A 13,274-nucleotide genomic window follows, 5' to 3' on the forward strand; every position below is an offset into this window, starting at 1 on the left:
TGGTCAGCCGTGCCGGCTGGGTGCCGCGGTGCCGGGGGTGGCTGCATAGGCGTTCTGCTGCGGGTACGCGTCCGCCGCGGGCTTGCTGCCCTCGGCTTCCAGGCCGGTGGTGGCCGCCGCGATGATCAGCGAGTGCAGGTCGTCGATCTGAGCGGTCGCCCGGGCCTGTGCGGCCTGGGTTGCCTCGACCCGGTCGGCCACCAGCAGGGCACTGCCGATGAGCACCAGGGCCAGGCCGCCGAAGCCACCTGATACCACGTATGGTAGCTGCATGGCTACATCCGTTTGCTTGGAGACGCCGAGATAGCAGCCGAGCAGGAGCACCCCGCCGGCCGCTGCCACCACCCATCCCCGCAGCGCACGGACCACGTCGACCACCAGGCGGGTGGTGGGCCGCGCCTTGCCGGGCCCACCGGTCTGCTCGTTCACGTTCGTCTCCCCCATGGAGCGTCTCGTCGTCGGTCGTGCGGGCGTTCCCCCGCTGGCGCCCGTCCCGGCGGATGATCCGGGTCTCGACAGACGTCAGATTAGTGCGCGGAGCTGCACAGGCCTGCCGTCGGGTGGCCCAGGGATGTTCCCGGCGAGCTCCGGTGGCACGGGAAGCTTCGTCGCATTCGGAATCAGAGGATAGGTCAACCTCCGCGACGAGCCGGATGGTATGTCCGCTCGCGGACAGTGTGCGGCGCAACTGCCGTGATGTCGACCCATGCCGGAGGGCACGTCGCCGACGCGCTGGCAGCACGCCTCGGACAGCCCGGAGCGTGTCGGCTGGTCAGTCCGGACGACAGGTCTGGGCGGGGATGTGGGCGGCGGCGTCGAGAACGTCACACAGCACCGCGGTGGCCGCTGCGCCGAGGGTCGCGCACCGGTCCACCCAGACCCGTCGGCGCTCGCCGACGCGTCGGTCCTCGACCTCCAGCGGGCCCAGGACACCGCCCATCGCCGCCTGCAGGTGCGCCCACTCGTGTGCGGCCGACCAGCTCGTGAAGGAACCGAGGTACTCGCCGTCGTAGTCGTAGACATGGCAGGGCCGTGGGCCCGTGGGTCGGTCCGCCCGCATCACAGCCAGCCCTTCGGGGTCGGGGAAGCCACTCATGATCATAGGGTGGGGCGGGTGGATTGATCAGGTGATGATCGGCACGTTGCGCTGGCGCGGCGGCACGCCGGTGCCCCCGGCAGCCCGTCCGTGGCACCAGGCGTCGGCGACGATCCGTTCGATGCTGGAACACGGCGAGCTCCAGCCGAGCTCCGCCCGGATGCGCCGGCTGTCGCCGATGAGTGCCTGGGGCTCGGCGACCGGCGGGCAGTGCACCCGGCGCACCGGGCGCCCGCTGACCCGCCCGACCGCGGCCAGGACGTCGATGACGCTGACCCCCACCCCGCTGCCGACGTTGTAGGTCGCGCAACGCCCGGGTGCGGCCACCGTCAGGGCGGTGAGGTAGGCGGTCGCCATGTCCCCGACGTGCACGTACTCCCGCAGCGCCCGGCCGTCCCCGTTGACCCGGAACACGTCCCGGCGACCGCTGGCGACCGCGATCGCCGATGGGATGATGCGGCTGTCATCGGAGTCGAAGTGGCCGAGGGCGGCCCCGGCCACATTGAACGAACGCAGGATCACCGCGCCGACGAGTCCCGTGCCGGCCTGGTGGCCGAGCAGGCGTTCGGCGGCGAGTTTGGACGCGCCGTACGGATTGGACGGGTCCGGCCGGCGGCTTTCCGGCACGCCGGTGAGGTCCATGTCCCCGTAGACGGCGCAGCTGGAGCCGAAGACGAGTGCGGGTGCCACCCCGGTGCGTTCGGTGCCGGCCTCCAACGCGGTCAGCAGGTTGGCGGTGCCGGTGAGATTGGCCTGGAAGTAACGCAGCGGCGCGGTGCGGGACTCCCGCACCCGAGTGAGCGCGGCCAGGTGGCACACCCCGTCGAAGCCCCGGGTGACCCCGGCCGCGGCGAGCGTGGGCGAACGGAGCAGGTCCGCGACGACGACCTCGACCCCCGGCGCGAACGCCGGTGCCGCGGCCGGGTTGCGGACCATCGCCGTCACCGTGTGGCCCGCAGCGGCCAGGGCGTCCGTGACCACCGCGCCGATGAACCCGGACGCGCCGGTGACGAGTACGCGCATGATCCGGATCAGCCTGCCCCGGATCAGGCGCCGGCCCGCACCCGCAGGCCGGGCAGCAGGGTCTCCCGGTGGCGCCAGGCGAGTTCGAGGCAGGCCGCAGCCGACGGGGCGATCGGCTCGGTGTCGACGAGGCGCCGCAGCGCCGCGTGGGTGAACGGGATGCCCTCGGTCACCGCCCGGTTGGGCCCGGCGGTGACGACGGAACCCTCTGTGTTGCTCTGCACCATTCCACCGAAGAGCTTGTCGAAGGCGTCCGCGTCGATGACCACGACGGTGAGTATCTCGCCGAACAAGGTCAACGCGTCGAGGCCGAGGCCGAAGTACGACACGCGCATCGTCCCGGCGCGCCGCGCCTGCTCGAACGAACGGAACGGTTCGTCCGTCTCGTAGGCGATCGGACGCGACGAGCTGCCGTCGTGCTCGGGGTTGCCGAGCAGCTCCTCACTGAGCTCACGCATGATGTTGTGCCACAGGTCGAAGTCGGCCTGATGGTGCACGGCGGTGATCCCGGACGGCTGGAACACCCCGGCCGGGATCACGTGGTAGACCCCGCCAGCGGTGGCCACCGACCCGGCGCTGCGCCGGTGCAGGAAGAAGCTGGCCTGCCCGCCCCGGTCGTGCCGGATCGTCAGGGTGTTGATGGAGGGCAGCGCCACCCGGCGGGCGAAGTCGAACGGGCTGCCGATCCGGGCCCGGAACGGCAGCGCCGGCCAGGACAGGCCGGAGCCGGCCATCGCCGCGGCCGCCTCGTGGGCCACCGTCTCGCACACGTCCACCGCGTCGAAGTAGGTGGTGTGGCCGAAGTCGAGGGTCGGACGGTTGGTCGCGCTCGCCGGCGCCGTACCGTCCCCGCTGATGTCGAGCAGCCGGAAGCTCAACCGGTTCTCGAACAGGGTCGGTCGGTCGAGGTCGCGCATCGCCCGGGTGTAGCGCTGGTAACGGGTCTGCGGGTTGGCCCCACCGAGCAGCGGGCGGCTGCCGGCGGTCTCCGGTTCGTCCCCCTTGATCAGCGGCGGTTCGACCCCGTCCCGCCAGCGCAGCTCGACGTCGTCGATGTCGACCGGCCGGTCCCACACCCAGCCCGGACGCGACAGCAGGCCGCTGCCGAGCCGGTCGGTCTCCGGGTAGAGCCGCACGGCGGCCCGGGCCAGGCTGATCCGGTGGTGGTTGAGGTGGTCACGGGTCAGCCGCCAGGCGCGCTGGCTCGCGGCGACCTGTTCGGCGGCGGGGCTGCGGGGGGCGGCCTCGCGACGACGGTCGTTCATCGCCCCGGGGGCGAGCCCGACGTCCTCGGGAGACAGCGCCAGGTTCCGGGCGATGTGACGCAGCGTCGAGATGTCGTGGATCGCCCGCCGGCCGCTTTCGACCTTGGACACGTACGACTGGTCGAAGCCGAGCCGATCGGCCAACTGCTGTTGAGTCAGCCCGTGAGCCTGTCGATAGGCCCTCAGGAGCTGGCCGACACCGACGCTGGCCGGAGTGGCCCGCGGCGGAGTCCAGAGCCAGGTGTGACCAGTCACCTGCTGTCCTCTCATCCGACAAAAGTGTTACGCGAAGTGAGCATAACGAGTCGGGCATCTGCGAGCGCAGTGACATAAATCGACCACTCCCCTTCGGGGCGGTCCGGCGGCGTCCGGTGACTCCTGGCGACGGGTCTCATCCGTTTGACAAGCCGTCGTGAAGATCCCAGATGATCACAATGATGATCACCACAAGTATCCAGCGCAGGAAGCGGATCCGGCCCCAGAACTCACCCGCGATCCCGCGCCCCGCGCGCGCTCCGAACACCAGCAGCGCGAGCAGCGCGCCACCGACCACGACAAGGAAGACGCCCGCATTGCTGTGGTCCACAGGGAAGACCATCGCATAGCGACCCACGGCGCCCTGACCGTCCCGGGTAATTCATCCACCAGCTCCGTTTCTCCCGCGATGTCACCCGGCCGGTTCGCTGTTGTGGTGCGCCCGGCGAGATCCGTCCTGCCGCCCGGCCGATCTGCCCGTCCGCGGCGGCTCGCCGGGTCGTCGTGCACGCCGACGCCCACATCGACGTCCGCCTGGGCCGGGGTGCCGGGCGACGCGTGCACCCCCGTCGTAACCACTCGGCGCGCATCTGACGGGCGTCGTCCCTAGCCTGTTCGGGTGTCCACGGCACTTATGACCGATCGCTACGAGCTGACCATGCTCCGCGCCGCCCTGCAGTCCGGCGCGGCCCACCGGCATGTGGTCTTCGAGGTCTTCACCCGAGCTTTGCCGCCCGGCCGCCGGTTCGGCGTGCTGGCCGGTACGGGACGGCTGCTCGAGGCCCTGGCGGACTTCCGTTTCGGCCCGGACGAGCTGGCCGTCCTGCGGGCCGAGGAGATCGTCGACGAGGCCACGGCGGCGTGGCTGGCCGACTACCGCTTCCATGGCGACATCCACGCCTTCGCCGAGGGCGAGCCCTTTTTCGCCGGCACGCCCGTCCTCGTCGTCGAGGGAACCTTCGGTGAGGCGGTCCTGCTGGAGACGCTGGTGCTGTCGATCCTCAACCACGACAGCGCCGTCGCCGCCGCGGCGGCCCGGATGGTCGCCGCCGCCGCCGGGCGACCCTGTCTGGAGATGGGTTCGCGGCGCACCCATGAGGCGGCGGCCGTCGCCGCCGCGCGGGCCGCCTACGTCGCGGGGTTCACCGCCACCTCGAACCTGCAGGCGGGCCGCAGCTACGGCGTGCCCGGCGTCGGGACCAGCGCCCACGCGTTCACCCTGGTGCATCCGAGCGAGGCCGACGCGTTCGCCGCCCAGGTGCGGGCGCTCGGTGCCGACACCACCCTGCTGGTGGACACCTACGACGTCACCGAGGGGGTCGCCGCGGCGGTGGCGGCGGCCGGCCCGCGGCTGGGCGCGGTACGCATCGACAGCGGTGACATGGCCGCGCTGGCCCGTGCCACCCGCGCCCAGCTTGATCGGCTGGGGGCGCCGGGCGCCCGGATCGTCGCCACCGGCGACCTCGACGAACATGCCCTGGCCCGCCTCGCCACCAGCCCCCTGGACGGCTACGGGATCGGGACGAGCCTGGTCACCGGGTCGGGTGCGCCCACGGCGGGTTTCGTCTACAAACTGGTCGAGGTGGACGGCGCCCCGGTGGCGAAACGGTCGGTGGGCAAGGGCACCCGCGGCGGTCGCAAGCGGGTCCTACGCCGTCACGATCCGGCCGGACGGGCGGTGGCCGACATCGTGCAGACCGAGGTCGTTCCGGCCGGGGCAACCTCGCTCGACGCGGCGTCGCTCGGGGGGAGGCCGCTTGAAGCGGCCCCGTCCGGGGGACGGTCGTCCGGGGTGACGGAGAACAGCCGGGACCGGGAGCTGCTGCGCCAGCTCGTCGTCGGCGGCAGGCTCACCGATGAGGGGCTGATCGGTCCGGCGGGCACCGCCCGGGCCCGCGAGCACCATGCCCGCGCGTTCGCCGCCCTGCCGCGCAGCGCCGGTGACGTGCGCTTCGGCCAGCCCTGCCTGCCCGTCGTCCACACCGCCGGGTCCTGATCCACGCCGACCGGCCACACTGGAGACGTGTCGCCGCCCGCCGTCGCCGTCAGTGTGGACCTGGTCCTGCTGACCCTGCGTTCGGGTCAGCTGTGCGTCCTGCTGACCGGACGGGCCGGTGCGGACGTCTGGACGCTGCCCGGGGGGTTCGTCGACGGTGACACCGACCTTGACACCGCCGCCGCCCGGCAGCTCACCGACCAGGCCGGGGTGACCGGTACCGGGCATCTCGAGCAGCTGCGCACCTACGGTGGTCCGCACCGCGGCCCGCGGATCTCGGGCGTCAGCGTCGCCTACCTCGCCCTGCTTCCCGATCTGCTGGCCACCGTGTCCGCGGCGGCCGGCCGGGTCTGCTGGCGCCCGGTGGACGAGCTGACCACCACCGCCGAGCGGGTGCTCGCGCCGGACCATCAACGGATCGTGGCGGACGGTGTGGAGCGGGCCCGGGCGAAGCTCGAGTACACCCCCCTGGCCGCGGCCTTCTGTGAGGACGAGTTCACCCTCGCCGATCTGCGCCGGGTCTACGAGGCGGCGTGGGGGGTCGCCCTGGACCCACCGAACTTCCGGCGCAAGGTGCTGTCCACCCCCGGTTTCGTCGTCCCGTGTGGACGGCGCACGTCTCCGCGCGGGGGCGGTCGCCCGGCCGAGCTCTACAGCCGGGGGGCGGCGACCGCCCTGCACCCCCCGCTGCTGCGCCGCTCGGTCTGAGGGCTGCTCGGTCCGAGGGTCGGGAAGGCGTCACAATAGGACTCGTGTCTGTCACCGCCGTGTCGCCTCTCGATGTCGAGGAGGTCGACGAGTCCGTCGACGACGATCGGCCGTGGGTCACGATCGTCTGGAACGATCCGATCAACCTGATGTCGTACGTGACGTACGTGTTTCAGAAGCTGTTCGGTTACAGCCGGACGAAGGCTCACGAGCTCATGCTCGACGTCCACCACAAGGGCCGGGCCTCGGTCGCCACCGGCACCAGAGAGGAGATGGAGACCGACGCTGCGCGCCTACATGCCTACGGACTGTGGGCAACCATTGCGCAGGACTGATCACGCCGTTCCGTCGATATCCCGGGTCCGTCCACCGGTCCCGGGATATCCCGATCCGTCCCGTACACCTTTCATCCCGTGCACCGAGCCGAGGTCGGGGTGTGGTTTTCGGTCTCCGCTCCGGTCGACTGCGGCCTCTCCGTCCTAAACCAGTTCGCCGTTCTTTGCTGACCGATGTCCCGGTTCCCGGAAATCCGACCGGCCCGCGCGTCTTGGTCGACGTCCTGCGCGTCAGTGTGCGGATGTCGTTTTCTTGTAGGTGTTCAGTATGCGGTCCGATGTTCTCGGCGGCGGTCACCCCGAGTGTTCGCGGCTTGATCGTCCGAGCTACCCCCTTCTGGGTTCCCTCGCGTCCGTCCCGCGGTCGCTGCCCATGGGCGCCCGGTGCCGGCCGGCCGGGGCCCCGTTGCGGCCGACCGTGCGCCGAGTCACCTGCCGGATGCGGTCACTGGCTGGACTAAGCTGCTGACGGACGCGCGCGACGGTCGCGACGGTGAGGACGTGAGGACGTGGCCGCAGACGGTTTCCGGCGAACCGGGGCCGGCATCGAGCTGAGCCTGCCCGAGCTGGAGGCGGCACTGCTCACCGAGCTTGTCGGCCAGATCGACGGCATGCTCGAACCACCGCCGGTCGAGGATCCACTGGAGGCGCTGGTCGGGCTGCGCGACACCGCCCCGCCGCCGCCGGACGACCCGGCGCTGTCCCGCCTGCTGCCCGACCCCTACCCGGACGACCCGATGGCCTCCGGGGACTTCCGGCGCCGCCGCACCGACGACCTGCTCGCCCGTAAGCGTGAGGCCGCCCGCCGGGTACTGGCCGCGGTGCCGGGTCCCGGCCGGGTGCTGGTGCTCGACGAAGCCGCCGCACAGGACTGGCTGACCACCCTCAACGACCTGCGCCTGGTCCTGGGCACCCGGCTGGACCTCACCGACGACGACTCGACCGGCGAGCTCGAGTACCTTCCCGCCGACGACCCGCGCCGACCGCTGGCGGCGGTGTACGGCTTCCTCACCGAGCTGCTCGACGACCTCACCCGGGCGCTGGGCTGAGCGTGCGGTTGCCGGGCTGATCGCCTGGGCCAATCGTCAGAGCTACGAGCCCATTGCCCCGTCCGCGTCGTACGGTGGGCCGGTGCTGCGAATCGACCGTGCCTGTTATGAGGCGATTGTCGCTCATGCCCGGCGTGACCACCCGGACGAGGCGTGCGGCGTGGTCGCCGGGCCCGCAGGCTCGGATCGGCCGGAGCGGTTCATCCCGATGGACAACGCCGAGCGTTCGCCCACCTTCTACCGGTTCGACCCGATGGAGCAGCTGCGGGTCTGGCGGGAGATGGACGATCGTGACGAGGAGCCCGTCGTGATCTACCACTCGCACACCGCGACCGAGGCCTACCCGTCACGTACCGACATCTCGCTGGCGGGCGAGCCCGGTGCCCACTACGTCCTGGCCTCGACCCGGGAGCCCGGGAGCACCGAGTTCCGCTCGTTCCGGATCGTCGACGGGCAGGTCACCGAGGAGCCGGTGGAAATCGTCTGACCCGCCCGGGCGTTATTGTCCCGGGCGTCGCTCGCCGGGTCTGTCGTCCCGGGGCACCATCCCGGCGGGGCACCGTCCCGGGTCCGTCGCCCCGGAACGTCATCGACCCGGTACCGAAGGTCCCGGGTCGGGTCTCCCGGCGCTGTCCGGGCGTCCCAGTAGCAGTTCGAGTCGCACTCCCAGCCGCGTGAAAGGAACATCATGGCAGTCCAGGTCCGTGTGCCGACGATTCTGCGTACCTACACGGGGGGTGCGAAGCTGGTCGAGGGCGCGGGTGACACGGTCGCCGACCTCTTCCATGACCTAGACACCCGCCACAGCGGGCTGCGTGGCCGGCTGGTGACCGGAGACGACGGCGCCGAGCTGCACCGGTTCGTCAACATCTACATCAACGACGAGGACGTGCGCTTCCTCGGTGGGCTGGACGCGAAGCTGAAGGACGGCGACGAGGTGACCATCCTGCCGGCGGTGGCGGGTGGGTCCGTGCGGCCGACCACCGCCGGCTGAGCCGGCCTGATTCCGAGCGGCAGGTCCGACTCATGCGATACGACTCCCTGGCCGACTCGGTCGGCCGGACCCCGCTGGTCGGGCTTCCGCGACTGTCCCCGTCGCCGCAGGTCCGCCTGTGGGCGAAGCTGGAGCAGGACAACCCCACCGGTTCGATCAAGGACCGGGCGGCGCTGTGGATGATCGCGGACGGGGAGAAGCGCGGGCTGCTCTCCCCGGGCGCGACCGTGCTCGAGCCGACGTCGGGCAACACGGGCATCTCGCTGGCGATGGTCTGTCGCCAGCGGGGCTACCGGCTGATCTGCGTCATGCCCGAGAACACCTCGGTGGAGCGGCGCCAGCTGCTGGAGATGTGGGGCGCCGAGATCAGGCCCTCGCCGGCGGCCGGCGGTTCCAACGAGGCGGTCGCCGTCGCCAAGCGGCTTGCCGCCGAGAACCCCGACTGGGTCATGCTCTACCAGTACGGCAACCCGGCCAACGCCCAGGCTCACTATGAGACGACCGGCCCGGAGATCCTCGAGGACCTCCCGGAGATCACCCACTTCGTCGCGGGCCTCGGCACCACCGGCACCCTCATGGGTACCGGCCGTTATCTCAAGGAGCACGTGCCCGGTATCGCGATCGTCGCCGCCGAGCCACGCTACGGCGAGCTCGTCTACGGCCTGCGCAACATCGACGAGGGCTTCGTGCCAGAACTGTACGACTCGTCGGTGCTGACCACGCGGTACTCGGTCGGCCCGAAGGAGGCCCTGCGCCGTACCCGCGAGCTGGTCCAGCAGGAGGGCATCTTCGCCGGCATCTCCACCGGCGCCATCCTGCACGCGGCGCTGGCGCTGGCCGACCGGGCCGTCCGCGACGGCCAGCCGGCCGAGATCGCGCTCATCGTCTGCGACGGAGGCTGGAAGTACCTGTCCACCGGCGCCTACGCCGGCACCCTGGAGGAGGCCGAGGCCGCTCTGGAAGGTCAACTCTGGGCGTAGGCACGCCTAGGAGATACCCAGGACCGGGCCGAGCTGGGTGGCCAGGTCGCGGAAGGCGCGACCGCGGTGGCTGATGGCGTCCTTTTCGGCGGCGGTCAGCTCGGCGTTGGTGCGGGTCTGGCCGTCGGCGAGGAACAGCGGGTCATAACCGAAACCGGCGCTGCCGCGGGGTGCGGCGAGCAGCACGCCGCGCAGCTCGCCGTGGGTGACCAGCTCGGCGCCGCCGGGAGTGACCAGGGCCGCGGCGCAGACGAAGGCGGCTCCGCGGCGGGGCGCCGCGACGTCGTCGAGCTGCGCGAGCAGCAGCGCGTTGTTCGCCTCGTCGCGCTGCTCACGGGTGCCGTCGCGGCGCCCGGACCAGCGGGCGGAACGCACGCCGGGCAGGCCGTTCAGCTCGTCGACAGCGAGGCCCGAGTCGTCGGCGACCGCGGGCAGGCCGGTCAGGGCGGCAGCCGCGCGCGCCTTGATCAGCGCGTTTTCGGTGAAGGTGGCACCGGTCTCGGCTACCTCTTCGCCGTCAGGCAGACCCACCAGTTCCACGTCGAGACCGCTGGCGGCGAGAATGCGGCGCAACTCGACGATCTTCGCCGCGTTCCGGCTGGCGAGCACCAGCCGCGTCGGTCCACTCATCGCGCGCCCGTCGCCGTCCGGGTGCCGGGCGCCGGCGGCCCGGCCGGGGCGGGGCCGGCGAGTGCCTCGTTCTGCCAGGCGGTCAGCTGGGCGCAACCGCGCACGGCGAGGTCGAGCAGGCTGTCGAGCATCGCCCGGTCGAACGGGGCACCCTCCGCGGTGCCCTGCACCTCGACGAAGCCCTCCGCGCCGGTGCACACCACGTTCATGTCGGTGTCGGCGGTGGAGTCCTCGGTGTAGGCCAGATCGAGCATCGCCTCGCCGCCGACCACACCGACGCTGACCGCTGCCACGCTGGTGGTGATCGCCGCCGACCGGCCCAGCCAGCGGGCGGCGTCGACCAGGGCGACGTACGCCCCCGTGATCGCCGCGGTGCGGGTACCGCCGTCGGCGAGCAGGACGTCACAGTCGATGGCGATCGTGTTCTCGCCCAGGGCCGACAGGTCGATGCAGGCCCGCAGGCTGCGCCCGATCAGCCGGGAGATCTCGTGGGTCCGCCCGCCGACCCGCCCGCGCACCGACTCTCGGTCGTTACGGGTATTGGTGGCCCGGGGGAGCATCGAGTACTCCGCGGTGACCCAGCCCAGCCCGCTGCCCTTGCGCCAGCGGGGGACGCCCGTGGTCACCGACGCGGCGCACAGCACCCGGGTGCGGCCCGCGGTGATGAGAGCCGACCCCTCGGCATGCTCCTGCCAGCCCCGCGCAATCGTGACCGGACGCAGCTCGTCCGGCTTTCTGCCATCTACTCGAGTCACGCCGTGACCCTACCGGCCGGGCCGGCGGCGCTGATCAGACCTCGAAGGTGGCGCCGGGGCTGGCGACGGTCAGCGCGCCGTCGAACGCGGCGTCGGCCTCCTCCCGGGAGCGGGCGGCGTTGCCCCAGGGCACCAGGTGGGTGAGCACCAGGTGCCCGACGTCCGCGCGCTGGGCGTGCTCGCCGGCCTCCCGTCCGGTCAGATGCAGATCGGGCGGGTTGTCCTCGTCGTCGAGGAAGGACGCTTCACACAGGAACAGATCGCTGTCGCGGGCGAGGCGCACGAGCCGGTCACAGGCGCCGGTGTCACCCGAGTAGGTCAGCACCTTGTCGCCGGTGGTGATGCGCACCCCGTAGGCCTCGACCGGATGGGCGACCCGAGTCAGATCGATGCGGTACGGCCCGATGTGCAGACAGCCGGCACCGATGGTCCGGAAGTCGTAGATGTCGGCCAGGCTGTCCTCGGGTCGCTTCTCGAACGCGCCGCACAGCCGTTCCTGCGTGTTGATCGGACCGTAGACGGGCAGCTTGGGCGGCATGCCCTCCGGGTGGTAGCGCCGGGCGTAGGAGTTCGCGACCAGATCCAGACAGTGGTCACCGTGTAGATGACTGAGCAGGACGGCATCGATGTCGCGCAGGTCGCAGTGGCGTTGCAGCTCGCCCATGGAGCCGTTGCCGGCGTCGACGACGAGGCGGAAGCCGTCCGCCTCGACCAGATACGACGAACAGGCCGACGTCGGACCGGGGTACGTGCCGGAACAGCCGAGAATGGTCAGTTTCACCGTGGCACCACCGGGCTCTGCTGGCTGGAATGACTCTGCTGGACGGGACTGCTGTGCTGGACGGGACCGCTGTGCTGGTCGGGGCCGAAGCCGTGCTGCGGCACGCCGCGGACGGCGAGCAGCTCGGGGCCGAGGAAGCGGCGGCCCACGCGGGTGAAAGACGTTGGATCACCGGTGGTCAGGAAACGGTGACTGGGCGGAGGCAGCGCGGGGTCGCGGAAGAGGCCCTCTCGGGCCAGCACGCGGTAGGTGTCCTTCGCTGTCTCCTCGGCGCTGCTTACCAGTGTTACGCCATCCCCCATCACAAGGCCAATCACACCGGTCAACAGCGGATAATGCGTGCATCCCAGGATCACCGTGTCGACGTCCGCTTCCTGCAGGGGCGAAAGGTACGCCTCGGCGAGGCCGAGCAACTGGCGTCCCGAGGTGGTGCCCCGCTCGACGAAATCCACGAACGCCGGGCAGGCGACGCTGGTCAGCTCGACGCCCGCGGCCGCGGTGAAGGCGTCGTCGTAGGCGCGGCTGGTGATCGTGGCCACCGTGCCGATGACGCCGACGCGGCCACTTCGGGTGGCCGCCACCGCCCGCCGGGTAGCCGGCAGGATCACCTCGATGACCGGGACGTCATAGCGCTCACGGGCATCGCGCAGACAGGCGGCACTGGCGGTGTTGCAGGCCAGCACGAGCACCTTCACTCCCTCGGCCACCAGACGGTCGAGGCATTCCAGCGCGTACCGACGGACCTCGGCGATCGGACGTGGCCCGTACGGCGCCCGTGCGGTGTCGCCGAGATACACCAGTGGCTCATGCGGAAGCTGGTCCAGAATCGCGCGGGCCACAGTGAGACCACCGACTCCGCTGTCGAACACTCCGACCGGCGCGCCACTCATGAGCGATCAGACTAGGCCGGAAACCCGCTGCTCACCCTGTGGCTGTCATCACGAAACTTTTGTCCAATGCCGGACAGCTCACCTACGCCCGAGATCGTGGCGATCTGTCCGGTGCGGCGTCCTGTAGTCATGTCCTGGTGCTACCCGCCGACGTCGCTGGGCGTGCAGCGTCCGGACGATGTGTGGCTCGGTCAACACTCATGACCGGCAGTCGGCGGAAAAGCGAAAAACCGGCGAGGTGGCGCCGACTGGCCGTGGGCATCGGCATACGGGTTGAAGGATCGCAAAGAGGGTGTAGGCTAGAACTGCTTGTAATCGATCAGTGACTACAAGCTATCGAACAGGTAGGTTGAGGTCGCGGCTGTGGTGTCCGGGTCGTTCCCATCCGTCCCCGGCCCGCGACGCCCAGTCGCTCCTCGATCCAGTCGGGGGGCGGGGGGGGGGGGGCGGGGGGTGGCGGGGGGGGGCCCCCCCGCCCGCCTGGCGGCGTACGGGTTGTTGCGCGGGTTGGTACGCA

General features: G+C 71.2%; 16 protein-coding genes. 7 read left to right on the forward strand and 9 right to left on the reverse strand.

Translation table 11 applies throughout. The features are described 5' to 3' along the window. Window positions 1–3: 3 nt before the first annotated feature. The 5 genes from ND747_RS12375 to ND747_RS12395 all read right to left on the reverse strand — a co-directional run bounded on the left by ND747_RS12375 (window position 4) and on the right by ND747_RS12395 (window position 3,997). Window positions 4–429, reverse strand: coding sequence for a transporter (locus tag ND747_RS12375; protein ID WP_251733697.1), 426 nt, complete (start codon window positions 427–429; stop codon window positions 4–6). 343 nt (window positions 430–772) lie between these two features. After that, complete coding sequence (locus tag ND747_RS12380) at window positions 773–1,096, reverse strand: hypothetical protein (RefSeq protein WP_251733673.1); 324 nt, start codon at window positions 1,094–1,096, stop codon at window positions 773–775. A gap of 27 nt (window positions 1,097–1,123) precedes the next feature. Beyond that, a complete protein-coding gene (locus ND747_RS12385; RefSeq protein ID WP_251733674.1) occupies window positions 1,124–2,119 on the reverse strand; it encodes an NAD-dependent epimerase/dehydratase family protein in 996 nt (331 codons plus the stop codon). A gap of 23 nt (window positions 2,120–2,142) precedes the next feature. Further along, window positions 2,143–3,639 carry a helix-turn-helix transcriptional regulator gene (locus ND747_RS12390; protein ID WP_251733675.1) on the reverse strand — a complete coding sequence of 499 codons (1,497 nt, stop codon included), beginning with the start codon at window positions 3,637–3,639 and terminating at the stop codon, window positions 2,143–2,145. A 136-nt stretch (window positions 3,640–3,775) separates the two neighbouring features. Then, window positions 3,776–3,997, reverse strand: coding sequence for a hypothetical protein (locus ND747_RS12395; protein WP_308204612.1), 222 nt, complete (start codon window positions 3,995–3,997; stop codon window positions 3,776–3,778). A gap of 276 nt (window positions 3,998–4,273) precedes the next feature. On the opposite strand from ND747_RS12395, the gene ND747_RS12400 reads away from it, so the two are divergent. The 7 genes from ND747_RS12400 to ND747_RS12430 all read left to right on the forward strand — a co-directional run bounded on the left by ND747_RS12400 (window position 4,274) and on the right by ND747_RS12430 (window position 9,701). Continuing rightward, window positions 4,274–5,635, forward strand: a complete 1,362-nt coding sequence (locus tag ND747_RS12400; RefSeq protein ID WP_251733699.1) for a nicotinate phosphoribosyltransferase — start codon at window positions 4,274–4,276, stop codon at window positions 5,633–5,635. A gap of 27 nt (window positions 5,636–5,662) precedes the next feature. After that, on the forward strand, window positions 5,663–6,343 hold the full coding sequence (locus ND747_RS12405; protein WP_251733676.1) for an NUDIX domain-containing protein: 681 nt from the start codon (window positions 5,663–5,665) through the stop codon (window positions 6,341–6,343). A 44-nt stretch (window positions 6,344–6,387) separates the two neighbouring features. Continuing rightward, entirely contained in the window at window positions 6,388–6,678 is a 291-nt protein-coding gene (gene clpS, locus ND747_RS12410; RefSeq protein ID WP_251733677.1) for an ATP-dependent Clp protease adapter ClpS, read from the forward strand. Window positions 6,679–7,187: 509 nt separating this feature from the next. Then, window positions 7,188–7,727 carry a DUF2017 domain-containing protein gene (locus ND747_RS12415; RefSeq protein WP_251733678.1) on the forward strand — a complete coding sequence of 180 codons (540 nt, stop codon included), beginning with the start codon at window positions 7,188–7,190 and terminating at the stop codon, window positions 7,725–7,727. An 82-nt stretch (window positions 7,728–7,809) separates the two neighbouring features. Next, on the forward strand, window positions 7,810–8,214 hold the full coding sequence (locus ND747_RS12420; protein WP_251733679.1) for a M67 family metallopeptidase: 405 nt from the start codon (window positions 7,810–7,812) through the stop codon (window positions 8,212–8,214). Between the two features lie 201 nt (window positions 8,215–8,415). Then, window positions 8,416–8,721: a MoaD family protein gene (locus ND747_RS12425; protein WP_251733680.1), complete on the forward strand. Its 306-nt coding sequence runs from the start codon at window positions 8,416–8,418 to the stop codon at window positions 8,719–8,721. A gap of 32 nt (window positions 8,722–8,753) precedes the next feature. Further along, on the forward strand, window positions 8,754–9,701 hold the full coding sequence (locus ND747_RS12430; protein ID WP_251733681.1) for a PLP-dependent cysteine synthase family protein: 948 nt from the start codon (window positions 8,754–8,756) through the stop codon (window positions 9,699–9,701). Between the two features lie 6 nt (window positions 9,702–9,707). Here the strand turns inward: ND747_RS12430 and rdgB are convergent, their stop codons facing one another. From rdgB to murI, 4 genes are read right to left on the reverse strand one after another with little or no spacing between them, the layout of a single operon-like run. Continuing rightward, the gene (rdgB, locus tag ND747_RS12435; protein ID WP_251733682.1) at window positions 9,708–10,331 is read right to left on the reverse strand and encodes an RdgB/HAM1 family non-canonical purine NTP pyrophosphatase; all 624 of its coding nucleotides are present in this window, start codon (window positions 10,329–10,331) and stop codon (window positions 9,708–9,710) included. After that, the gene (rph, locus tag ND747_RS12440; protein WP_251733683.1) at window positions 10,328–11,086 is read right to left on the reverse strand and encodes a ribonuclease PH; all 759 of its coding nucleotides are present in this window, start codon (window positions 11,084–11,086) and stop codon (window positions 10,328–10,330) included. The genes rdgB and rph overlap by 4 nt, the downstream gene beginning before the upstream one ends. Before the next feature lie 34 nt (window positions 11,087–11,120). After that, entirely contained in the window at window positions 11,121–11,867 is a 747-nt protein-coding gene (locus tag ND747_RS12445; RefSeq protein ID WP_251733684.1) for an MBL fold metallo-hydrolase, read from the reverse strand. Beyond that, complete coding sequence (gene murI, locus ND747_RS12450) at window positions 11,864–12,757, reverse strand: glutamate racemase (RefSeq protein ID WP_251733685.1); 894 nt, start codon at window positions 12,755–12,757, stop codon at window positions 11,864–11,866. Before murI ends, ND747_RS12445 begins: the two co-directional genes overlap by 4 nt. Between the last annotated feature and the right edge of the window lie 517 nt (window positions 12,758–13,274).

Source organism: Frankia sp. R82, assembly GCF_023716925.1.
GTDB lineage: Bacteria > Actinomycetota > Actinomycetes > Frankiales > Frankiaceae > Frankia.